Origin of the sequence: Streptomyces sp. NBC_01707 (genome assembly GCF_041438805.1) — a bacterium.
Taxonomy (GTDB): domain Bacteria; phylum Actinomycetota; class Actinomycetes; order Streptomycetales; family Streptomycetaceae; genus Streptomyces.
On the sequence record NZ_CP109190.1, the window covers coordinates 5,400,427 to 5,422,473 of the forward strand.

Annotated in this window: 16 protein-coding genes, 4 tRNA genes and 1 riboswitch; of the genes, 13 read left to right on the forward strand and 7 right to left on the reverse strand. The window is 71.6% G+C overall.

Features of this window, described 5'->3' with window-relative positions; all coding sequences use genetic code 11:
- Positions 1-24 precede the first annotated feature (24 nt).
- On the forward strand, positions 25-795 hold the full coding sequence (locus OG963_RS24325; RefSeq protein ID WP_371799451.1) for a DsbA family protein: 771 nt from the start codon (positions 25-27) through the stop codon (positions 793-795).
- Positions 792-1,640: a cytochrome c biogenesis CcdA family protein gene (locus tag OG963_RS24330; protein WP_093774060.1), complete on the forward strand. Its 849-nt coding sequence runs from the start codon at positions 792-794 to the stop codon at positions 1,638-1,640. Before OG963_RS24325 ends, OG963_RS24330 begins: the two co-directional genes overlap by 4 nt.
- 41 nt (positions 1,641-1,681) lie before the next feature.
- Here OG963_RS24330 and OG963_RS24335 read toward each other — a convergent pair.
- The 4 genes from OG963_RS24335 to OG963_RS24350 all read right to left on the reverse strand — a co-directional run bounded on the left by OG963_RS24335 (position 1,682) and on the right by OG963_RS24350 (position 3,713).
- A tRNA-Phe gene (locus OG963_RS24335) sits at positions 1,682-1,755 on the reverse strand.
- Positions 1,756-1,777: 22 nt separating this feature from the next.
- Positions 1,778-1,852 (reverse strand) — tRNA-Asp (locus OG963_RS24340).
- Between the two features lie 38 nt (positions 1,853-1,890).
- A tRNA-Glu gene (locus OG963_RS24345) sits at positions 1,891-1,963 on the reverse strand.
- A 169-nt stretch (positions 1,964-2,132) separates the two neighbouring features.
- Positions 2,133-3,713, reverse strand: a complete 1,581-nt coding sequence (locus OG963_RS24350) for a metallophosphoesterase (RefSeq protein ID WP_093774061.1) — start codon at positions 3,711-3,713, stop codon at positions 2,133-2,135.
- Between the two features lie 102 nt (positions 3,714-3,815).
- Between OG963_RS24350 and OG963_RS24355 the strand changes: the two genes are divergently transcribed.
- The 6 genes from OG963_RS24355 (at position 3,816) to OG963_RS24380 (ending at position 9,567) form a co-directional block, all read left to right on the forward strand.
- Positions 3,816-4,166 (forward strand): metallopeptidase family protein, encoded by a 351-nt coding sequence (locus tag OG963_RS24355; RefSeq protein WP_030929660.1) that lies wholly within the window; start codon positions 3,816-3,818, stop codon positions 4,164-4,166.
- A 162-nt stretch (positions 4,167-4,328) separates the two neighbouring features.
- On the forward strand, positions 4,329-4,922 hold the full coding sequence (locus OG963_RS24360) for a hypothetical protein (protein ID WP_319739107.1): 594 nt from the start codon (positions 4,329-4,331) through the stop codon (positions 4,920-4,922).
- A gap of 209 nt (positions 4,923-5,131) precedes the next feature.
- Positions 5,132-7,405 carry a DEAD/DEAH box helicase gene (locus tag OG963_RS24365; RefSeq protein ID WP_093774065.1) on the forward strand — a complete coding sequence of 758 codons (2,274 nt, stop codon included), beginning with the start codon at positions 5,132-5,134 and terminating at the stop codon, positions 7,403-7,405.
- Between the two features lie 114 nt (positions 7,406-7,519).
- Entirely contained in the window at positions 7,520-7,759 is a 240-nt protein-coding gene (locus tag OG963_RS24370; protein WP_176902192.1) for a VCBS repeat-containing protein, read from the forward strand.
- Positions 7,760-7,883: 124 nt separating this feature from the next.
- The gene (locus tag OG963_RS24375) at positions 7,884-9,404 is read left to right on the forward strand and encodes an amino acid permease (RefSeq protein WP_371127975.1); all 1,521 of its coding nucleotides are present in this window, start codon (positions 7,884-7,886) and stop codon (positions 9,402-9,404) included.
- A gap of 90 nt (positions 9,405-9,494) precedes the next feature.
- Positions 9,495-9,567 (forward strand) — tRNA-Lys (locus tag OG963_RS24380).
- 123 nt (positions 9,568-9,690) lie between these two features.
- Here the strand turns inward: OG963_RS24380 and OG963_RS24385 are convergent.
- A complete protein-coding gene (locus tag OG963_RS24385) occupies positions 9,691-11,319 on the reverse strand; it encodes a hypothetical protein (protein WP_093774163.1) in 1,629 nt (542 codons plus the stop codon).
- 185 nt (positions 11,320-11,504) lie between these two features.
- Between OG963_RS24385 and OG963_RS24390 the strand changes: the two genes are divergently transcribed.
- Positions 11,505-12,626 carry a peptidoglycan bridge formation glycyltransferase FemA/FemB family protein gene (locus OG963_RS24390; RefSeq protein ID WP_030929642.1) on the forward strand — a complete coding sequence of 374 codons (1,122 nt, stop codon included), beginning with the start codon at positions 11,505-11,507 and terminating at the stop codon, positions 12,624-12,626.
- A gap of 37 nt (positions 12,627-12,663) precedes the next feature.
- On the opposite strand, the gene cobN is transcribed toward OG963_RS24390, so the two are convergent.
- A complete protein-coding gene (gene cobN, locus OG963_RS24395; protein WP_093930935.1) occupies positions 12,664-16,263 on the reverse strand; it encodes a cobaltochelatase subunit CobN in 3,600 nt (1,199 codons plus the stop codon).
- Positions 16,264-16,356: 93 nt separating this feature from the next.
- A riboswitch (cobalamin riboswitch) is annotated at positions 16,357-16,432 on the reverse strand.
- A 103-nt stretch (positions 16,433-16,535) separates the two neighbouring features.
- Here cobN and OG963_RS24400 point away from each other — a divergent pair.
- The 3 genes from OG963_RS24400 to OG963_RS24410 all read left to right on the forward strand — a co-directional run bounded on the left by OG963_RS24400 (position 16,536) and on the right by OG963_RS24410 (position 20,064).
- Positions 16,536-17,852, forward strand: coding sequence for a cobalamin biosynthesis protein CobG (locus OG963_RS24400; RefSeq protein WP_093774165.1), 1,317 nt, complete (start codon positions 16,536-16,538; stop codon positions 17,850-17,852).
- Between the two features lie 68 nt (positions 17,853-17,920).
- Positions 17,921-18,547, forward strand: a complete 627-nt coding sequence (locus OG963_RS24405; RefSeq protein ID WP_030929633.1) for a precorrin-8X methylmutase — start codon at positions 17,921-17,923, stop codon at positions 18,545-18,547.
- 2 nt (positions 18,548-18,549) lie between these two features.
- Positions 18,550-20,064 carry a precorrin-2 C(20)-methyltransferase gene (locus OG963_RS24410; protein ID WP_093774069.1) on the forward strand — a complete coding sequence of 505 codons (1,515 nt, stop codon included), beginning with the start codon at positions 18,550-18,552 and terminating at the stop codon, positions 20,062-20,064.
- 33 nt (positions 20,065-20,097) lie between these two features.
- Here OG963_RS24410 and OG963_RS24415 read toward each other — a convergent pair whose 3' ends face one another.
- Positions 20,098-20,844 (reverse strand): cobalt-precorrin-6A reductase, encoded by a 747-nt coding sequence (locus tag OG963_RS24415; RefSeq protein ID WP_030929627.1) that lies wholly within the window; start codon positions 20,842-20,844, stop codon positions 20,098-20,100.
- Between the two features lie 15 nt (positions 20,845-20,859).
- Here OG963_RS24415 and OG963_RS24420 point away from each other — a divergent pair, with 15 nt between their 5' ends.
- Complete coding sequence (locus tag OG963_RS24420; protein ID WP_371799452.1) at positions 20,860-21,975, forward strand: cobalt-precorrin-5B (C(1))-methyltransferase; 1,116 nt, start codon at positions 20,860-20,862, stop codon at positions 21,973-21,975.
- The last annotated feature ends 72 nt before the right edge of the window (positions 21,976-22,047 follow it).

Below are 22,047 nucleotides of genomic sequence, written 5' to 3' on the forward strand. Positions count from 1 at the left end.
CGCATCACGAGCACGGAGCTTGCCATGCCCACGCCCAAAATGTCCTCGCCGAAACCGTCCGTCAGGAAGCCGCTGCTCTACGGCACCGGCGTCGTCCTCACCGCCGCGCTGTTCGGCTACGCCTCCTACCGGGCCACCGCGCCGGACCACTCGGCTTCCGATTCCTCGTACGTCGCCGAGGTCACCGCCGACCCGGACGCCGGCGTCTACCCCGAGCTGGCGAAGCTTGCCCGTCGCGACCCCGGCGACAAGCTGGCGCAGGGCCGGGCGGACGCGCCCGTCGTCCTCATCGAGTACGCCAACTTCAGGTGCGGCTACTGCGGCCAGTTCGCCCGCGACACCGAATCCGCTCTGGTGAAGAAGTACGTCGGCAACGGCACCCTGCGCATCGAATGGCGCAACTTCCCGATCTTCGGCGCCGAGTCCGAGGCGGCCGCGCGCGCCGCCTGGGCGGCCGGACAGCAGGGCCGCTTCTGGCAGTTCCATGCCGCCGCGTACGCCGAAGGGGTCAAGGAGAAGGGCTTCGGCAAGGCGCGGCTGAGGGCCCTCGCCCGGCAGGCGGGGGTGGCGGACCTCGACCGGTTCGCCCGCGACGCCGACAGTGCCGCCGCGTCCGCCGCGGTCAGCAGGGACCAGGAGCAGGGATACGGGATCGGTGCCACCTCCACCCCGTCGTTCCTGATCAACGGCCGCCCGATCGCCGGCGCCCAGTCGCTGGAGGTCTTCACCCAGGCGATCGACGCGGCGGCAGACCGGGCCGCGAACACCAAGGACGCCAAGGGCGCCGACAAGTGACCTCGGAAATCGGCTACTTCGCCGCCCTCCTCGGCGGGCTGCTGGCTCTGGTCAGCCCGTGCAGCGCCCTGCTGCTGCCCGCCTTCTTCGCCTACTCCATCGACTCCGCCGCCAGGCTGCTGGCCCGTACCGGCATCTTCTACGCCGGTCTGGCCACCACCCTTGTGCCGCTCGGCGCCGCCGGCTCGTATGCCGGACGGCTCTTCTACGGTCACCGCGACCAGCTCGTCCTCGGAGCCGGCTGGCTGATCATCGTCCTCGGCGCGGCGCAGATCGTCGGCCTCGGCCTCGCCTCGCGCCGGATCACCGCGCTCAGCGGCCGGATCAGGCCGACGACCGCCGTATCGGTCTACGCCCTCGGCGCCGTCTACGGCCTGGCCGGCTTCTGCGCCGGCCCGATCCTCGGCAGCGTCCTGACGGTGGCGGCGGTCAGCGGCAGTCCCGTCTACGGCGGACTGTTGCTCGCCGTCTACGCCCTGGGCATGGCTGTTCCGCTGTTTCTGCTCGCGGTGCTCTGGGAACGCTTCGACCTCGGTCGCCGGGCGTGGCTGCGCGGTCGGACCTTCCGGCTCGGCCGCTTCGAACTGCACACCACGACCCTGCTGTCGGGGCTGTTCTTCATCGGGCTCGGCGTGCTGTTCCTGGCCTACGACGGGACGACCGCGCTGCCCGGACTGCTGAATGTCGACGATTCGTTCGCCGTCGAACAGTGGGCCCGGCGCATCGGTGAGCAGGTGCCGGACGCGATCGCACTGGTGACCGCGGTCGCGGTGGTGCTGCTGGTTCTCGGGGTACGGGCGTGGCGCCGCCGGGACGTGAACTCCGCGGACGGGGAAGAGGCCTGACACGACGAAGGCCCCATCCGGTGGATGGGGCCTTCGAGAGGTGGCTGGGGCCGGGATCGAACCGGCGACCTATCGCTTTTCAGGCGATCGCTCGTACCAACTGAGCTACCCAGCCACGCAGCACTTACGAGCTGCAGCGGTCCTGACGGGATTTGAACCCGCGGCCTCCACCTTGACAGGGTGGCGAGCACTCCAAACTGCTCCACAGGACCAAGCTGTTGTGCGACTAAGTGTCGCACAAGGTGGTGCGTGCCCCCAACGGGATTCGAACCCGTGCTACCGCCTTGAAAGGGCGGCGTCCTGGGCCACTAGACGATGAGGGCAGAACTGCTGCTTCTACGTCTGTCGCCCCCGAAGAGGGACCTGAGAAGCATCTGACTCCGCTTCCCCTCAAGAGGTTCCGCTTCTTCTTCAACCTCTGGGGTATCGGAACGGTCAAGCCCTGACCGGCGCCCTTGGGCACGTCGGAGACTGTACTACGGCGTTTCGGTGTCAGCCAAACCGAATAGGCGAAGGGGTCGCTCCGGGTTGGTTCCCCTCCGGCAGATGGCGGCTGACCTCGGCCGTTGTCAGGCCGAGTCCGCCGAGGGTGATCTCGTCCCAGGCCTGCAGACGGCGGGTCGCGCGGTCCAGATAGAGGACCGAGGCGCGCACCTTCTCCGGCTTCTTGTTCTGCACGGCGCGCAGCCCGCCGCCGCCCGTGGAGCCTTCGACCTTGAGCCGGGTGCCGAATCTCATCAGTTCGTTCTGCCGGTGGTGCACATGGCCGGCGAGGACCAACGGAACCGTGCCGTCGGTCTCGCGGGCCGCGTCCGGCTCGTGGGTGACGGCGATGTCGACCGGCGTGCCGGCCTGCTCCTGGTAGCGCAGCGCGGAGGCGAGCCGCATGCCCGCCAACCGCTCGGCGGCCGCGCCCTGGGCGGGCTGCGAGCGGTCCGGGGTGAACTGGGGGTCCCCCATGCCGGCCACCCGCAGCCCGCCGACGTCCACCGCCCGGCCGTCGTCCAGCACGTGCACGTTCTCGAGCCGCTCCAGATACATCTGGGTGATCCGCGAGTCGTGATTCCCGCGGACCCAGACGTAGGGCGCGCCGAGATCGCTGATCGGGTCGAGGAAGCCGTTCTCGACCGCGGAGCCGTGGTCCATCGTGTCGCCCGAGTCGATGATCACGTCGATGTCGTACTGCTGGACGAGCGAGCCGATGATCTGCCAGGACGCGGGGTTGAGGTGGATGTCGGAGACATGCAGGACGCGGAGGGTGGCGGGGTCCGGCCGGTAGACGGGAAGCGTCGACGTGGCGTCGTACAACTTGGTCACATTGGTGACGAGCCGGGCCAGTTCGCGCTGGTAGACGTCGAAGTCGGTGACGATCGAGCGGGCGTCACCGACCACCGAAGGAGCGCTGGAGAGCAGCCCGGAGAACTTGGGCTCCAGCACGGACTTCGGGTTCCAGGTGGCGTACGCGCTGACGCCGGACGCGGCCAGGAGCGCCAGCGCGAGCCCTCCGGCGGCCAGGGCACGGCGCGGGCGGCGGTAGACGGCGAGGCCGAGCGCGGTGGCGCCGGAGACGACGGCCGTGCAGGAGCGCAGAGCGAGATCGCGGGCGCCGGTGGAGACGTCATGGGTGACCTCCTGCTGGAGACCGGAGAGCCGTTCGGGGTGCTGGACCAGAGCCTCGGAGCGCACCGGGTCGAGGCGGTCGACATCGACGTCGAGACGGACCGGGGCTATGTGGGAGTCCAGCTCCAGGGCGCCGAGCGGGGCCACGTTGATCTTCGTACCGCCGGTGAGGGAGGGACGCAGGGTCATGGTGGTGTCCATGGGCCCGACGGGCGTACGGACACTGCCGACGATCAGCAGCCCCAGCCAGGCACCGAACACGACGACGGCGACCAGTCCCAGCGCACGGGCGTACGGGTGCGGGGTGCTTCCGAGCGAGGGCGCCGGTGCGGAGGGGTTGCCGGGGGCGGCCGGACGGGAGCGGTGGTCGCGCAGGGTGCGGACCACCGCGTCGGCCGCTGCGCTCACTCCGGCCAGGACGGCTGCTGCTGCGCGGAACGGATCGCGGGGCATTGGACGCGTATGCCCGGAGAGCGGGGCGGCCATGCGGGACGAGGCGTTTGCGGGGCGCGGCGGCCGGGGGCTGTGCGGCCGGGGTTACGTGACAATGGCGGGGTGCTGGAGATGACGCGCGAAGAGTTCGAGGAACTGGTCGCCGAGGCCCTGGATCGCATTCCGCCGGAGCTGACGCGGCTGATGGACAACGTCGCGGTGTTCGTCGAGGACGAACCGGACCCCGGCGATCCGGAGCTGCTCGGGCTGTACGAGGGCACGCCGCTGACCGATCGCGGTGAGTGGTACGCCGGAGTGCTGCCGGACCGGATCACGATCTACCGGGGGCCGACGCTGCGGATGTGCGAGTCGCGCGAGGACGTGGTCGCCGAGACGGAAATCACGGTCGTCCACGAGATCGCCCACCATTTCGGCATCGACGACGAACGGCTGCACGCGCTGGGTTACGGCTGAGCCGACGGGCGGACACGGAACGGCCGTTCGGGTCGGGCGGGGCGCAGAGACGTCCGGGATCGGGGCTGGGGGCGTGTCCCTTGCGGGGCAACGGGAGTTGGGCACAGCGCCCCCTCCCGTCCGCTCCCGTCCCGCTTGGCTCCCGCCCCGGAGGTGCCGCCCGTGCGCCAGTTGCCCGCCTTGTCCGTCCCTGTTCGATGGGCAGCCGTCACCGCGGTGACGATCGCCGCGTCCACCGGCTGCATGAGCGTCAGCGACGACGGGGGGAAGCCGGTCCCGTCGGAGTCGGCCCGGCCGAAGGGCTCGGTGAGTGAACCGGACGGTTCGACGGTGTCCGGTACGGGACGGGGCCGCTCCGGAAGCGGCGCGGAGGCGCACTCCGACCGGGAGGCCCCCGAATCGCAGGACCCGAGTGCCTCCGTGAGCGCCTCGGCCGGTCCCGGCGGCGGGCAGGCGGCCGTCGGGACCGGTCATCCGCTGCCGACACGCGGAGGGCACCTGCCGATGCCCTCGCCGCCGGGGTCCGGCGGGCCGCAGCAGCCGCCGGGGCCGTCGTCGGAGCCGTCGGGGCCTTCCGAACCGTCGGGGCCGGCCACCTCCGAGCCACCGAGCACGCCCGATCCGGAGCCGTCGGATTTGCCTCCGGTGCCGTCCGAGTCGCCGGCCGTGCAGCTCCGCAGCGACGCGATGAGCGTGCCGGACGAGCTGGAGGCCATGCGGACGCCCGAGGTGTCACCGCAGGTGGGGCCGGTGTAGCGGGCGGTTCGGGACGCGCGGTTTGCGCAAAGTGGGTGGGGGTGCGTATGGTAGTAGATCGTTTGATCCCATTGCCCGGCGCCGACACAGAAGAGCGCCGTGTGGCGCGTACTCTCCCTTGCCGTGGCTGGACCGCATTGAGGCGGTCGAAATTGCGAATCACGGAGTTATGGGCGCGTGCCGAGACTCCGGAAGGTTTCGCATTTCGCATGTCCAATTTCAGCTCTGACAACACCGTCATGCCCGAGAACGACGAGATTGTCACCGCAGCCGAGGCCGTAGTGGCCGAGGCCGCCGAGGTGTCCGAGTCGACCGAGACCGTCGACTCCACCGAGGCCACCACCGACAACGACACCACCTCCGCCGATGCCGAGGACGCCGAGCCGACCGTCACCTTCGGGGACCTGGGCCTGCCCGAGGGCATCGTCCGCAAGCTCGCGCAGAACGGTGTGACCGCGCCCTTCCCGATCCAGGCCGCGACCATCCCGGACGCCCTGGCCGGCAAGGACATCCTGGGCCGTGGCCGCACCGGCTCCGGCAAGACGCTCTCCTTCGGTCTGCCGACCCTGGCCACGCTGGCCGGCGGCCACACCGAGAAGAAGAAGCCCCGCGCGGTCATCCTCACCCCGACCCGTGAGCTCGCGATGCAGGTCGCGGACGCGCTGCAGCCTTACGGCGACGTGCTCGGCCTGAAGATGAAGGTCGTCTGCGGCGGTACGTCGATGGGCAACCAGATCTACGCGCTGGAGCGCGGTGTCGACGTCCTCGTCGCCACCCCGGGCCGGCTGCGCGACATCATCAACCGGGGCGCCTGCTCCCTGGAGAACGTCCAGGTCGCCGTCCTCGACGAGGCCGACCAGATGTCCGACCTGGGCTTCCTGCCCGAGGTCACCGAGCTGCTCGACCAGGTTCCGGTCGGCGGTCAGCGCATGCTCTTCTCCGCCACGATGGAGAACGAGATCGGCACGCTGGTCAAGCGCTACCTGAACAACCCGGTGAGCCACGAGGTCGACAGCGCCCAGGGCAACGTCACGACCATGTCGCACCACGTCCTCGTCGTGAAGCCGAAGGACAAGGCGCCGGTCACCTCGGCCATCGCCGCGCGCAAGGGCCGCACCATCATCTTCGTCCGTACCCAGCTGGGAGCGGACCGCATCGCCGAGCAGCTCATCGAGTCGGGCGTGAAGGCGGACGCGCTGCACGGCGGCATGACGCAGGGCGCCCGTACCCGCGTTCTCGAGGACTTCAAGAAGGGTTACGTCAACGCGCTCGTCGCGACCGACGTCGCCGCCCGCGGTATCCACGTCGACGGCATCGACCTGGTCCTGAACGTGGACCCGGCCGGTGACCACAAGGACTACCTGCACCGTTCGGGCCGTACCGCCCGGGCCGGCAAGTCCGGTGTCGTCGTCTCGCTGGCGCTGCCGCACCAGCGCCGCCAGATCTTCCGCCTGATGGAGGACGCGGGCGTCGACGCCTCCCGCCACATCGTGCAGGGCGCGGGCGTCTTCGAGCCGGAGGTCGCCGAGATCACGGGTGCCCGGTCGCTGACCGAGGTCCAGGCCGACTCCGCGAACAACGCCGCCAAGCAGGCCGAGCGCGAGGTCGCCGACCTGACCAAGCAGCTGGAGCGCGTCCAGCGCCGCGCCGGTGAGCTCCGCGAGGAGGCCGACCGCCTGGTCGCCCGTGCCGCGCGCGAGCGGGGCGACGACCCCGAGGCAGCGGTGGCCGAGGCCGCCGCCGAGGCGGAGGCCGCGATCGAGGCCGCCGTCTCCGTGCCGGAGCAGCCCGCAGCGCGCGACGACCGTCGCGACGACCGCGGCAACTTCGACCGCCGCGACAACCGCGGTGGCGACCGTCGTGACGACCGGGGCGGCGACCGCGGTGGTTACCGCGGCGGCGACCGCGGTGGTGACCGTGGTGGGTTCCAGCGTCGTGACGACCGCTCGTCCGGTGGCTTCCGCCGTGACAACGACCGTCCGTCCTTCAACCGCGACCGTCGTGACGACCGCGGTGGTGACCGTGGTGGGTTCCAGCGTCGTGACGACCGTCCGTCGGGCGGCTTCCGCCGTGACAACGACCGCCCGTCGTTCAACCGCGACAACGACCGCCCGTCGTTCAACCGCGACCGTCGTGACGACCGCGGTGGTGACCGTGGTGGGTTCCAGCGTCGTGACGACCGTCCGTCCGGTGGCTTCCGCCGTGACAACGACCGTCCGTCGTTCAACCGCGACAACGACCGCCCGTCGTTCAACCGCGACCGTCGTGACGACCGCCCGTCCGGTGGCTTCCGCTCCGGTGGCAGCGACCGTCCGTTCAACCGCGACCGTCGTGACGACCGTCCGTCCGGTGGCTTCCGCTCCGGTGGCAGCGACCGTCCGACCGGCCGCCGCGACGACCACCGTGGTGGCACGGGCACCGGCACCAACACCGGTTCCTTCGGCCGCCGCGACGACAAGCCGCGCTGGAAGCGCAACGGCTGACGTTCAGGCGTAAGCCGCTGAACAGCTGAAGCGGGCCCACTCTTCACGAGTGGGCCCGCTTCAGCATTTGAGGGGTACGGCGAGCTGCCCGGCCGAGGACGGGTCGAACGAACTGTGGCGCTGCAACGGACGGCGCCGGGCCGGTTCAAGGAGCGGGGGCTGGTCTTCAAGGACCGGGGTGCGTCGTACAACACCGTTGTCGGAGTCGGTGACATCACCGGCGACGGCCGGGCGGACATCATCGAGCGCGCCTCGGCGGGCAAGCTGTTCCGCAACAACGATCACGGCAAGGGATCCTTCAGCAGCCGCACGCAGATCGCCACCGGGTTGCAGGGCTGCAAGGGCATCTTCTGATCCGGATGCGGGTGAGGACAGGGGCGCGGCCTCCGGGCCGCGCCCTTGCGTCGTACGGCATGTTTTCCCAGTCGTGACCACGACGGCGGCATGCGTGCGCCGGGGCGAGGGCATCGCTGGGGTCATGACAACAGACATCAGCGAGGACAAGCCGCCACCGGGCGTTTCCGACGAAGAGCGTCTGGCGCAGCTCGGGTACACGCAGACGCTGGCCCGGCGTATGTCCGCCTTCTCCAACTACGCCGTCTCGTTCACGATCATCTCGGTGCTCTCCGGCTGCCTGACGCTGTATCTGTTCGGCATGAACACCGGCGGTCCCGCCGTCATCACCTGGGGCTGGGTCGGCGTCGGCCTGATGACGCTGTTCGTCGGGCTGGCGATGGCGGAGATCTGTTCGGCGTACCCGACCTCCGCGGGCCTCTACTTCTGGGCGCACCGGCTGGCCCCGCCGCGCTCGGCGGCGGCCTGGGCCTGGTTCACGGGCTGGTTCAACGTCCTCGGCCAGGTCGCCGTCACCGCGGGGATCGACTTCGGGGCGGCCTCCTTCCTCGGGGCGTATCTGAATCTCCAGTTCGACTTCGAGGTGACGCCCGGCCGCACGATCGTGCTGTTCGCCGCGATCCTGCTGCTGCACGGACTCCTGAACACGTTCGGCGTCCGCATCGTCGCGATCCTGAACAGCGTGAGCGTGTGGTGGCACGTGCTGGGGGTCGCCGTCATCGTCGGCGCGCTGACCTTCGTACCGGACTCCCATCAGTCGGCGTCGTTCGTCTTCACCGAGTTCGTGAACAACACCGGCTGGGGCAGCGGCTTCTACGTCGTGATGATCGGGCTCCTGATGGCCCAGTACACCTTCACCGGCTACGACGCGTCCGCCCACATGACGGAGGAGACCCACGACGCGGCGACGGCGGGCCCGCGGGGCATCGTCCAGTCGATCTGGACCTCCTGGATCGCCGGCTTCGTCCTCCTCCTCGGCTTCACCTTCGCCATCCAGTCGTACGACGGGGCCCTGAACTCCCCGACCGGCGCCCCGCCCGCCCAGATCCTCCTGGACTCCCTCGGCGCCACCACCGGCAAGCTGCTGCTGCTGGTCGTCATCGGGGCGCAGCTGTTCTGCGGGATGGCGTCGGTGACCGCCAACAGCCGCATGATCTACGCGTTCTCCCGGGACGGCGCACTCCCGTTCTCCCGTGTCTGGCACACGGTCAGCCCCCGCACCCGTACCCCCGTCGCCGCGGTCTGGCTGGCCGCGGCCGGCGCACTGGTCCTCGGTCTCCCGTACCTGATCAACGTCACCGCCTACGCCGCGGTGACCTCGATCGCGGTGATCGGCCTCTACATCGCGTACGTCATCCCCACCCTGCTCCGTCTCCTGCGCGGCGACGACTTCACCCCGGGTCCCTGGCATCTCGGCCGCTGGTCCCGGCCCATCGGGATCGTCGCGGTGGTGTGGGTGGTCGTCATCACAGTCCTCTTCATGCTGCCGCAGCTGTCCCCGGTCACCTGGGAGACGTTCAACTACGCCCCGATCGCGGTCCTGGTGGTTCTGGGGTTCGCGGCGACGTGGTGGTTCGCGTCGGCGCGCCACTGGTTCCTCGTACCAGATCACAAACGCACGAGCGCGGACATGTCGGCCGACTGACGACCTCCGGTGACAGCGCGACCGGCCCGGCGGCCGATACCCGATCGGCGGCCGGGCCGAGGCGGGCTATGCTCAGGGGTGATTCACCGAGGGCCGTTAGCTCAATTGGCAGAGCAGCGGACTTTTAATCCGTTGGTTGTGGGTTCGAGTCCCACACGGCCTACGTGTCGCAGGGTGAGGTTTCGACCTCTGACCTGCATGGGAGCGCCCCGCCCGGTTCCGACCGGGCGGGGCGCTCCGTCGTCGGCGGTCGCCCGTGGTGTCAGGACGGGGTGTGCCGGGTCCGTCAGTCCGCCCTGGTGGTGGCGAAGCGCCGCTCGAAGGCCACGAACGCGGCCTCCTGGTGCCACTGGACCTGTGCCTTGAGGCTGGTGTCCAGGAGCCGCCGGCACTGCGGCCGGAGGTTGTCCGCGCCGGGGCTGCTGTGGCGGCAGGGGCCGGTGAGACGGTAGCCGTCGCGGGTCGGGTTGCCCCGCCAGATTCCGGCACCCGGCAGGAAGGCGTACTCCAGGGAGGCTCGTGCGAGGTCCTTCAACTCGCGGTAGCCCAGGTCGTACGTCCTGGCGGCGTACCGGTACTCGTGGCTGATGTCGGTCCGGGAGACACCGGGATCGTCGGTGGCCAGCACGACGGGCACGCCGTAGGCGCGGTAGGTGGTGAAGGGGTGGTCGGCGCCCTTGACCCCGAGGATCTGCGCGTTGCTGGTGAACGGCACCTCGACCGCGATCTGCCGGTCGGCCATGGTGCGGGCGAGCCGCTGCCAGTCGTCCTCGTGGACCAGGTCGACACCGTGGCCGATGCGTTCGGCGTGGCCGACGTTCACGGCCTCACCGATATGGAAGGCCAGGTCCTCGGGCTTGACGAGACCGGGCCACAACTCGCCCGCGTGCAGAGTGATGTGCGCCTTGGGATACACACGGTGCAGATAGTCGAGCATCCGCATCTGGAGGCTGTAGTTCCGCAAGGAGCTGTCCCAGTCCTCAGGCTGCACCGGATTCACGGCGACGAACCGCTCGTCCCGTTCGGCGAGACGCAGCCCCAGCGCCATCTGGGTGAAGACCCGCTCCGGCGAACTGCCGCGCGACACCTGGGAGATCCACCGGACCGGCACTCGGCAGCCGGCCTCCGCGCGCGGTGTTCCGCACCGTGCCGCGGTGCGGAACTCCGCGTCGGACTCGTCCGTCTCCCGGCTCGCCTCGGCGACCAGTTCGTCCAGCCTGCCGCCGGCCAGCAGTTTGCGGTGCAGCTTCGCCAGGTCCTCGTCCCAGCCGACCTCGTCGGCCAGGATCCGGGCGCCGTCGGACGCCGGGGTCACCATCGTCTCCAGATAGAACTGGTTCTGCCTCGCGACGGTGTCGGCCACGTCGGCCAGCAACTTGCCCCGGTGGCGCCAGGTGACCTCGGCGAACTTCCCGAACGTGTCGAAGAAGTGGTCGTGCCCCGACCGGCCCGGCGGGAAGTCCTGCATGGACCATGCGCGCAGCACCGCGCGGCGGAAAGCGGCGTCGGTCAGGGCGTCGGACGCCGGCCGTCGGCCCGCACCGCACGGCGGCGGCACCGCAGTCAGCGTCTGCTCGACGATGCACAGACCGTCGTCCGCGGCGAGCGAGATCAGGTACTCGGTCGAGACGGCGCCCGACAGGTGGTTGTGCAGGTCCCCTCCCTTCGGCAGCGCCGTGAAGAAGGCACTCAGCGCGGCCGGATCGTTCCGGATCGCGGCGAGCCGCGCGGAGGCCAGGTGCTCCCCGCGGGTGGGCGGCGGCAGGGGCGCGGCGGCACGGGGCCGAGCGGCGGCCACCGGCTGAGCGGCGGCGGGCAGCGTGCCCGGCAGCAGGGACAGGACGGCGAGCGCGCCGAGACCGATCGGGGCCAGGGGGCCACGCGCGCGGCGCACGGAGCGGCGGTTCACAGGGATCACCTGCGCATGATCGCGAGTACCTCCGACGCTCGAGGTGCGACCGGCGGTCGCCAGGCCGGGTCCACCCGGCCGAGTGATCACACCTGCGTCCTGCTGCCTCTTCTCCGCGGCGGCGAGCCGGTTGCCGTTGATGTGAGGTGCGTCTCAGTAGGCTGATGCGCCCGGACGAAGGAGCACTGCGCATGAGTCTGCGCCTGAAGGCGATCACCCGCGAGGACCACCTGGCCTTCGTCAGGGACCGGCCCTCCGCGAGCCACATGCAGCTTCCCTCGTGGGGGGATGTGAAGCCGGACTGGCGGGCGCGGAGCCTGGGCTGGTTCGACGGGAGCGATCGGCTCGTCGGCGTGGGGCTGGTCCTGCTCAGGCCGCTGCCGAAGCTCAGGCGATACCTCGCCTACCTGCCCGAAGGGCCGCTCATCGACTGGTCCGCGCCGGATCTGGACCGGTGGCTGCAGCCGATGCTCGACCATCTGAAGGCGCAGGGTGTGTTCTCGGTGAAGATGGGCCCACCCGTCGTCGCCCGCCGCTGGAGCGCGGAGGCCGTCAAGGCCGCGATCTCCGACCCGCGGGCCGGACGGCTGGGGGACGCCGAGGCCACCGCCCGCGAGCCACGGGCCTTCGACATCGCCGACCGGCTGCGTGCGATGGGCTGGCGGCAGACCGAGCCCGGCGGCGAGGACGGCTTCGCCGCCGGTCAGCCGCGGTACGTGTTCCAGGTCCCGTTCGCGGGCAAGTCGCTGGAAGAGGTCCAGCGAGGCCTCAACCAGCAGTGGCGCCGCAACATCAAGAAGGCCGAGAAGGCCGGCGTCAAAGTGGTCCGGGGCGGCTACGAGGACCTGCCCGCCTTCCACCGGCTCTATGTCGAGACCGCCCGGCGGGACCGGTTCATTCCGCGCCCGGCGGCCTACTTCCAGCGGATGTGGACCGCACTCACGGCCGAGGACCCGGACCGGATGCGGCTCTATCTCGCCCATCACGAGGGCGAGTGCCTTGCGGCGGCGACGATGCTGACCGTGGGCGAGCACGTCTGGTACTCGTACGGTGCCTCCACCGACCGCAAGCGCGAGGTCCAGCCCAACAACGCCATCCAGTGGCAGATGATGTCCGACGCCCACGAACTCGGTGCGAGCGTCTACGACCTGCGTGGCATCACCGACACCCTGGACGAGGACAACCACCTGCTGGGCCTGCTCCGCTTCAAGGTCGGCACGGGTGGCGAGGCCGTGGAGTACCTCGGCGAATGGGACTTCCCTCTCAACAGGTTCCTGCACAAGGCACTCGACCTGTACATGTCCCGCCGCTGAGGCCGGGTCGGGGAAGTCCCACCACGCCCGTCGGGGCTCAGTCCTCGCCCTCCAGGTCCCCCTCCGTCTCCAGGAACACCTGGCGCAGCGCCTCCAGGACCGTCGGGTCGGGCTTGGACCACATGCCGCGGGACTCGGCTTCCAGGAGGCGTTCGGCGATGCCGTGGAGGGCCCAGGGGTTGGCCTGCTGGAGGAACTCGCGGTTGGTCGGGTCCAGGACGTACGTCTCGGTGAGCTTGTCGTACATCCAGTCGGCGACCACGCCCGTCGTCGCGTCGTAGCCGAAGAGGTAGTCGACCGTCGCGGCCAGTTCGAAGGCGCCCTTGTAGCCGTGGCGGCGCATGGCCTCGATCCACTTGGGGTTGACCACGCGCGCGCGGAAGACCCGGGATGTCTCCTCGACCAGGGTGCGGGTGCGGACCGTCTCCGGGCGGGTGGAGTCGCCGATGTACGCCTCGGGGGCCGTGCCGCGCAGGGCGCGGACGGTGGCCACCATGCCGCCGTGGTACTGGAAGTAGTCGTCCGAGTCCGCGATGTCGTGCTCGCGGGTGTCCGTGTTCTTGGCGGCCACGGCGATCCGCTTGTAGGCCGTCTCCATCTCGTCGCGGGCCGGCCGGCCGTCGAGTTCGCGGCCGTAGGCGTAGCCGCCCCATACCGTGTAGACCTCGGCGAGGTCGGCGTCGGTGCGCCAGTCGCGGCTGTCGATGAGCTGGAGGAGGCCCGCTCCGTACGTACCGGGGCGGGAGCCGAAGATACGGGTGGTGGCGCGTCGTTCGTCGCCGTGTTCGGCGAGATCGGCCTGGGCGTGGGCGCGGATGTGGTTGTGGTCGGCGGGTTCGTCGAGGGACGCGGCGAGGCGTACCGCGTCGTCGAGCAGACCGATGGTGTGCGGGAACGCGTCGCGGAAGAAGCCGGAGATGCGCAGGGTCACGTCGATGCGCGGGCGGCCCAGGTCGGCGAGGTCGATCGGTTCCAGGCCGGTGACGCGGCGTGAGGCGTCGTCCCAGACCGGGCGGATACCGAGCAGCGCCAAGGCCTCGGCGACGTCGTCACCCGACGTACGCATCGCGCTGGTGCCCCAGAGGGAGAGGCCGACCGAGGTGGGCCAGTCGCCGTTGTCGGTGCGGTAGCGCTCCAGGAGCGAGTCGGCCAGGGCCTGGCCGGTCTCCCAGGCGAGCCGTGACGGGACCGCCTTCGGGTCCACGGAGTAGAAGTTGCGGCCGGTAGGCAGGACGTTGACCAGGCCGCGCAGCGGGGAGCCGGACGGGCCCGCAGGGACGAAGCCGCCGTTCAGGGCATGGACGGTGTGGTCCAGCTCCGCCGTGGTGGCGGCGAGGCGGGGGACCACCTCGCGGGCTGCGAAGTCGAGGATGTCCCGTACCGGTCGAGGGTGGGCCGCCGCCACGACCGCGACCGACGACGGGTTCCAGTCCGCATCCTCCATCGCCTGGACCAGGGCGCGAGCCTGCACCTCGGCCTCGTCGGCCGTGGTGCGGGTGGCGGCGGACTCGTCCAGGCCCAGTGCTTCGCGCAGGCCCGGCAGCGAGGCCGTACCACCCCAGATCTGGCGGGCGCGCAGGATCGCCAGGACCAGATTGACCCGGTCCGGACCGGCCGGGGCGCCGCCCAGGACGTGCAGCCCGTCGCGGATCTGGGCGTCCTTGATCTCGCAGAGCCAGCCGTCCAGATGCATGATGAATTCGTCGAAGCCCTCATCGTCCGGGCGGTCGTCGAGCCCCAGATCGTGATCGAGCTTCGCGGCCTGGATCAGGGTCCAGATCTGGGCGCGGATCGCAGGCAGCTTCGCCGGGTCCATCGCGGCGATCTGGGCGTGCTCGTCGAGGAGCTGCTCCAGGCGTGCGATGTCGCCGTAGCTGTCCGCGCGGGCCATCGGCGGTACGAGGTGGTCGATCAGGGTGGCGTGGACGCGGCGCTTGGCCTGCGTGCCCTCGCCCGGGTCGTTCACCAGGAACGGGTAGACGAGCGGAAGATCGCCCAGGGCCGCGTCCGGTCCGCAGGCGGCGGACAGGCCGGCGTTCTTGCCGGGCAGCCACTCCAGGTTGCCGTGCTTGCCGAGGTGGATCATCGCGTCGGCGCCGAAGCCGCCGTCGTCCTGGGCGGCCGCGATCCAGCGGTATGCGGCCAAGTAGTGGTGCGAGGGCGGCAGATCGGGGTCGTGGTAGATCGCGATCGGGTTCTCGCCGAAGCCGCGCGGTGGCTGGATGAGGATCAGGAGGTTCCCGCGGCGCAGGGCGGCGAGCACGATGTCGCCCTCGGGGTTGCGGGAGCGGTCCACGAACATCTCGCCGGGGGGCGGGCCCCAGTGCTGCTCGACGGCGTCGCGGAGTTCCGCCGGCAGGGTGGCGTACCAGCGCCGGTAGTCGGCGGCCGGGATCCGCACCGGGTTGCGGGCCAGCTGGTCCTCGGTCAGCCACTCCTGGTCGTGGCCGCCGGCCTCGATCAGGGCGTAGATCAGCTCGTCGCCGTCGCCGGAGACCAGTCCGGGAAGGTCGGCTTCGGGGCCGAAGTCGTAGCCCTCGGCGCGCAGCCGGCGCAGCAGGGCGACGGCGCTGGCCGGGGTGTCGAGGCCGACCGCGTTGCCGATACGGGAGTGCTTCGTCGGGTACGCGGAGAGTACGAGCGCCAGGCGCTTGTCCGCGGCCGGGATGTGGCGCAGCCGCGCGTGGCGTACGGCGATTCCGGCGACCCGGGCGGCGCGCTCGGTGTCGGCGACGTATGCGGGCAGGCCGTCCTCGTCGATCTCCTTGAAGGAGAACGGGACGGTGATCAGCCGGCCGTCGAACTCGGGGACCGCGATCTGGCTGGCCGCGTCGAGCGGGGAGACGCCCTCGTCGTTGTCCTCCCAGTCGCTGCGCGAGCCGGTCAGGCAGAGCGCCTGCAGGATCGGTACATCGAGGCCGGTGAGCGCGCCCGCGTCCCAGGACTCGTCGTCGCCGCCGGCGGACGCCTCGGCGGGCCGGGTGCCGCCGGCGGCGAGGACGGTGGTGACGACGGCGTCGGCGGCGCGCAGCTCGTCGATGAGCTCGGCTTCCGGGGTACGCAGCGAGGCGACGTACAGGGGGAGGGCGCGGGCGCCCGCGTCCTCGACCGCCCGGCAGAGCGTGTCGATGAACGCGGTGTTCCCGCTCATGTGGTGGGCGCGGTAGTAGAGCACCGCGATGGTCGGGCCGTCGGTGGTGCGCGCGGTGCGCTCCAGGGGGCCCCAGGAGGGGGCGGGCGCCGGGGGTTCGAAGCCGTGGCCGGTCAGCAGGACCGTGTCGGAGAGGAACCGGGCCAGCTGGTCCAGGTTGGCCGGGCCGCCGTGCGCCAGGTAGGCGTGGGCCTCGGCGGCGATCCCGATCGGCACGGTGGAGGCGGCCATCAACTGGGCGTCGGGGGCCTGTTCACCGGTGAGGACGACGACCGGCCTCCCGGTGGCGAGGACTTGGTCGAGCCCCTCCTGCCAAGCGCGGACACCGCCGAGGAGGCGTACGACGACGAGATCGGTGCCGTCGAGGAGAGCCGGGAGGTCGGCGAGCGGCAGGCGCGAGGGGTTGGCGTAGCGATAGGTCACCGGACCGTCCGCGGCGCGGGCGCTGAGCAGGTCGGTGTCGGACGTCGACAGGAGCAGGATCATGCGGCGTCGGGCCTTCCTCGGGGTGTCCACGCCCCGGGCGGTGTCGGAATGGGGTTCTCCCCTGCTCGAGCGGAGTCGAGCGCGTGGGGAAGGGAGTTCCTGACTCGCCCGGCTGTTGCAGCCGGACTCACAGTGGCGGGACCGCGCCGGATTCGCACCGGGCTTCCTCCCCTGTCGCCGTCTCTGGCGATGCCGGGCCGGGTGGCCCGCTGCTAGGCATAGTAAGGGCCGTACATCGGATGGTGTTCATACCGCTCAGGATGATGGTCGGTATGCTCGCCGCCATGTCCACTTCCGACACCCCTCCGTCGGCCTCGGGGGAGTCCTTCTCCCGGGACCGCGGCGATGCCTGCCCGGGGTCGCTGCGGCTCCACCGGGCGGACGACGGGTCACTGGCGCGGGTCCGGATCCCCGGCGGCGTGCTGGACACGCGGCAGGCGGACGTGCTCCGGGAGGCGGCACGGGAGTTGGGCGACGGTGAGTTGCATCTCACTTCGCGGGGCAATGTCCAGTTGCGCGGGCTCGACGCGGACTGCGGTGGGCGGCTCGCCGAACTCATCGGTGCGGTAGGGCTGCTGCCGTCCTGGAGCCATGAGCGGATTCGCAATGTGGTGGCATCCCCGCTCTCCGGGCTCGACGGCAGGGGCCGCTCGGACGTCCGGCCGTGGCTGACCACGCTGGACGGGCTGTTGTGCGGAAGTGACAAAGCGGCCGGGTTGTCCGGCCGCTTTCTGTTCGCGCTCGACGACGGCCGCGGTGATGTGGACGCACTGGGTGCGGATGTGACGCTGCTGGGGCGGGTCGACGGCGGTGCGTGGCTGCGGATCGGGGCCGCGGAGGCGGTGCTGAGGGTCTCCGGGGCGGACGCGCCCCGTGCCGCGCTGATTGCCGCCGAGACGTTCGTGGACGCGGCGCGGCAGACGGGTGCCTGGCGGGTGAGCGAACTGCCTTTCCCGGCCGCAGAGTTGTGGTCGCGGGTGGGAACGGCATTGCGTACGGCGGGAGTTGACGCGGCCGACCGCCTGGAGCGCGTACCGCCGCCGGCGGCGCCGCAGGAGCCCGGGTACGGACTTGTCGGCACCTCCGGACCGGCCGCGCTCTGTGTCGGTGTGCCGTTCGGACGCCTCACCGGCGCTCAGTGGGAGAGCCTGACCCGTGCGGGCGGTGAAGTGCGGCTGACCCCCTGGCGGAGCGTCGTCGTGACAGGTGTGGCGCGCGGCGCGGCCGCGGCACGGCTGGCCGAGTGGGGCGCGGCCGGACTGGTGGTCGGGCCCGACTCCGCGTGGACCGGCGTCGGGGCCTGCATCGGCCGGCCGGGCTGTGCGAAGTCCCTGGCCGATGTCCGCGGGGACGCGGAGGCCGCGGTGACGGCGGGGGATCCGGGCGTCGCGCGACTGCCCGTGTACTGGTCCGGCTGTGAACGCCGGTGCGGCCACCCCAAGGGCAGCTGGGTCGACGTCGTCGCCGTCCCTGGCGGGCACCAGGTGTCCCTGGTGCGCGGAGACGTGCGGGGCGCCCCGGCGACGGTCCACGGCAGCCCGTCCGACCTGGCCGCCGCGGTGACGGCCGCCCGCGTCACCCGTAGCTGAACCACCGGCCCCAGGGCCCCACACTCTGTCAGCCCGACCACCCACCGACCGGAGAGAGCGAACCCACCGTGTTCCAGTACGAGAAGGACGGACCGGCGATCTACCGCCAGTCCTTCGCCACCATCCGCGCCGAGGCGGATCTCGCGGGGCTGCCCGCCGACGTCAGCCAGGTCGCGGTCCGCATGATCCACGCCTGCGGCATGGTCGACCTCGTACGCGACATCGACTTCACCCCGGGCGTGGTGGCCGACGCCCGCCGGGCACTGCGGTCCGGTGCGCCGATCCTGTGCGACGTGGCCATGGTCGCCAGCGGTGTCACCCGCAAGCGGCTGCCCGCCGACAACGAGGTCATCTGCACCCTGTCGGACCCGGCGGTCCCCGATCTCGCCGCGAAGCTGGGCACGACCCGCAGCGCCGCCGCGATGGAGCTGTGGCGGGACCGCATGGAGGGGGCGGTGGTGGCCGTGGGCAATGCGCCGACCGCGTTGTTCCGGCTGCTCGAGATGATCGAGGAGGGTGCTCCCCGCCCGGCCGCGGTCATCGGTGTGCCCGTCGGTTTCGTCGGAGCCGCCGAGTCCAAGGACGCCCTGGCCGACCATCCGTCCGGTCTGGAACACCTGGTCGTACGGGGCCGTCGCGGCGGCAGCGCCATAGCCGCGGCCGCGCTCAACGCGATCGCCAGCGAGGAAGAGTAAGAGTGAGCGAACAGAACACGGGCCGGCTGTACGGGGTGGGACTCGGGCCCGGCGATCCGGCACTGATGACCGTACGCGCGGTGCAGATCATCGCCGAGGCCGACGTCATCGCCTATCACAGCGCCCGTCACGGGCGGTCCATCGCACGCTCCATCGCCGCCGAGCACATCCGCGCGGACCACATCGAGGAGAAGCTGGTCTATCCGGTCACGACGGAGAGCACCGACCACCCCGGGGGCTACCGGGGTGCGATGGAGGAGTTCTACGGCGAGGCCGCGGCCCGGCTGGCGGTGCACCTGGACGCCGGACGGACGGTGGCGGTGCTCGCCGAGGGCGACCCGATGTTCTACGGCTCGTACATGCACATGCACAAGCGGCTCGCCGACCGCTATCCCACCGAGGTGATCCCCGGCGTCACTTCGGTCAGCGCGGCCGCCGCCCGGCTCGGCACCCCGCTCGCCGAGGGCGAAGAAGTGCTGACGATCCTGCCCGGCACCCTGCCGGAGGAGGAGCTGACGGCCAGGCTGGCCGCCACCGACGCCGCCGTGGTGATGAAGCTCGGGCGTACGTTCCCCGCGGTGCGCCGCGCCTTCGAGGCGTCGGGGCGGCTCGACGAGGCGCACTACGTCGAGCGGGCCACGATGGCCGGGGAACGTACCGGCGAACTGGCGGACACCGACCCGGACTCCGTGCCGTACTTCGCCGTCGCGGTGCTGCCCAGCCGGATCGACGCGCCCCGCCCGGAAGCGGGTGCGGACGCGGCCGGCACCGGTGAGGTCGTGGTCGTGGGTACCGGTCCCGCCGGACCGCTGTGGCTGACCCCGGAGACCCGCGGGGCGCTGGCCGCCGCCGACGACCTCGTCGGCTACACCACGTATCTGGACCGCGTCCCGGTCCGCCCAGGGCAGGCCCGCCACGGTTCGGACAACAAGGTGGAGTCGGAGCGCGCCGAGTTCGCCCTCGACCTGGCCCGCCGCGGCCGCCGCGTGGCCGTGGTGTCGGGCGGCGACCCGGGGATCTTCGCGATGGCGACCGCCGTGCTGGAGGTGGCCTCGCAGGACGCGTACGCGAAGGTGCCCGTGCGGGTGCTGCCCGGGGTGACCGCGGCCAACGCCGCCGCCGCCCGTGCGGGCGCGCCGCTCGGCCACGACTACGCCACGATCTCGCTCTCCGACCGGCTCAAGCCGTGGGAGGTCATCGCCGCCCGGCTGCGCGCGGCCGCGTCGGCGGATCTGGTGCTGGCGCTGTACAACCCGGGTTCGCGGACCCGTACCGAGCAGGTCGGCAAGGCCCGTGACCTGCTGCTGGAGCTCCGTTCGCCGGACACTCCGGTGGTCGTCGGCCGGGATGTGGGCGGGCCCTCGGAGAGCGTACGGATCGTCACCCTGGCCGAGCTGGAACCGGCCGAGGTCGACATGCGGACGATCCTGCTGGTCGGTTCCTCGCAGACGCGGTCGGTGCGGCGGGGGGACGGCCGGCAGATCGTGTGGACGCCGCGGCGGTACCCGGAGGCCTGAGGCAGGCATCGGCCGTCCGCGGCAGGGCCGGCCTCAGCCGCGCAGGCCGGCCAGCCACTCCACCGCCGCTTCCGGCGTGGCGGCCACCGGTACGCCTTCCGGGACCGGCGGCCGGCGGACCACCACCACCGGGATGCCGGCCTCCCGGGCGGCGGCCAGCTTCGGCGCGGTGGCGTCGCCCCCGCTGTCCTTCGTGACGAGGACATCGAGGCGGTGACGGCGGATCAGCTCGCGCTCGCCGTCGAGGGTGAAGGGCCCCCGGTCCAGCAGGACCTCCATCCGCGCCGGGCACGGTCCCTCGGGGGCATCCACCGACCGCATCAGGAACCACAGGGAATCGAGGCCGGCGAAGGCGGCGAGTCCCATCCGGCCGGTGGTCAGGAAGACACGGCGGCCCAGCGTGGGCAGGGCGGCAGCCGCCTCGTCCAGCGATCCGACCGGATGCCAGCGGTCGCCGTCGACGGGCACCCAGCCGGGCCGGCGCAGCGCGAGCAGGGGAACATGGGCGACGGCGGCGGCCGACGCCGCATGGAAACTGATCGTCCCGGCGAAAGGATGGGTGGCATCGATGAGCGCGTCGACCCGGTGCGTACGCAGCCACTCGGCGAGCCCGTCGGCTCCGCCGAACCCGCCGACCCGCACCTCGCCGGGCGGCAGCTTCGGACTGGCCACCCGGCCGGCGAGCGAACTGGTGACCCGGGCCCCGGCGGGGAGCGCCCCCGCCAGGCTCTCGGCGAGGCGGCGGGCCTCCGTCGTGCCACCGAGGACGAGTACGTGCATGGGATCGGTCCAGACATGAGTGAGGCGAAGGGCGGGCGCAGCGCCCAACTCAAACACACCGGTCTTCGGCCCGGCTGGACGACCGGTGCCTGTGCGACCGCGGCCACGACGGCGGCGTACACGGCCCTGCTGACCGGCGACTTCCCCGACCCGGTGTCCATCACCCTGCCGAAGGGCCAGACCCCCGCGTTCGCGCTGGCGGTGGAGGAGCTCGACGGGGAGCGGGCGACGGTCGGCGTGGTCAAGGACGCGGGGGACGACCCGGACGTGACACACGGCGCGCTGGTGCGGGCCACCGTGCGCCGCCTGCCGCCCGGTTCGGGTGTGGTGTTCCGGGCGGGTCCGGGGGTGGGCACGGTGACCCGCCCAGGTCTGCCGCTCGACGTCGGCGAGCCCGCGATCAATCCGATGCCGCGGCAGATGATGCGCGACCACATCGCGCGGATCGCTGCGGACCACGGGGCCACAGGCGACGTCGAGGTCACCGTGTCCGTCGATCACGGCGAGGAGATCGCCCGTTCCACGTGGAACCCGCGCCTGGGCATCCTGGGCGGGCTGTCGATCCTCGGCACGACCGGGGTCGTCGTCCCGTACTCCTGCTCGGCGTGGATCGACTCGATCCGCCGCGGTGTGGACGTGGCCCGCGCGGCGGGACACACGCATGTGGCGGGGTGCACGGGGTCGACCTCGGAGAAGACCGTCGTCGCCGAGTACGGCCTGCCGGAGATCGCCCTGCTCGACATGGGGGACTTCGCAGGAGCGGTGCTCAAGTACGTACGCAGGCATCCGGTGGACCGGCTGACGGTGTGCGGCGGGTTCGCGAAGCTGTCGAAGCTCGCTGCGGGCCATCTGGATCTGCACTCGGCCCGCTCCCAGGTCGACAAGGGGTTCCTCGCCGAACTCGCCCGGCGGGGCGGCGCGGACACGGCCCTGGCCGCCGCAGTGGCGGACGCCAACACGGGCCTGGCCGCCCTCCAGCTGTGCGCGGCGGCCGGGGTCCCCCTGGGTGACCTGGTCGCGGTCGCCGCCCGCGACCAGGCGCTGTCGGTGCTGCGAGGGGCGCCGGTGGCCGTGGACGTCATCTGTATCGACCGGGCGGGCGCGGTCGTCGGCCGCAGCGGGGTCCACTGACCGCTCGGTCTCCCACCCCGCCCGTTCCCGTGTCCGCGATCACGGGACGGGCTCGGTGTTCGAGCCCGTCCG

Bases quoted from the DNA above. Each gene is read 5' to 3' on its own strand.
- OG963_RS24375 (WP_371127975.1), top strand. From the start codon at position 7,884: ATGACAACAGACATCAGCGAGGACAAGCCGCCACCGGGCGTTTCCGAC.
- OG963_RS24325 (WP_371799451.1), top strand. From the start codon at position 25: ATGCCCACGCCCAAAATGTCCTCGCCGAAACCGTCCGTCAGGAAGCCG.
- OG963_RS24420 (WP_371799452.1), top strand. From the start codon at position 20,860: ATGAGTGAGGCGAAGGGCGGGCGCAGCGCCCAACTCAAACACACCGGT.
- OG963_RS24415 (WP_030929627.1), bottom strand. From the start codon at position 20,844: ATGCACGTACTCGTCCTCGGTGGCACGACGGAGGCCCGCCGCCTCGCC.
- OG963_RS24390 (WP_030929642.1), top strand. From the start codon at position 11,505: ATGAGTCTGCGCCTGAAGGCGATCACCCGCGAGGACCACCTGGCCTTC.
- OG963_RS24365 (WP_093774065.1), top strand. From the start codon at position 5,132: ATGTCCAATTTCAGCTCTGACAACACCGTCATGCCCGAGAACGACGAG.
- OG963_RS24400 (WP_093774165.1), top strand. From the start codon at position 16,536: ATGCTCGCCGCCATGTCCACTTCCGACACCCCTCCGTCGGCCTCGGGG.
- OG963_RS24350 (WP_093774061.1), bottom strand. From the start codon at position 3,713: ATGCCCCGCGATCCGTTCCGCGCAGCAGCAGCCGTCCTGGCCGGAGTG.
- cobN (WP_093930935.1), bottom strand. From the start codon at position 16,263: ATGATCCTGCTCCTGTCGACGTCCGACACCGACCTGCTCAGCGCCCGC.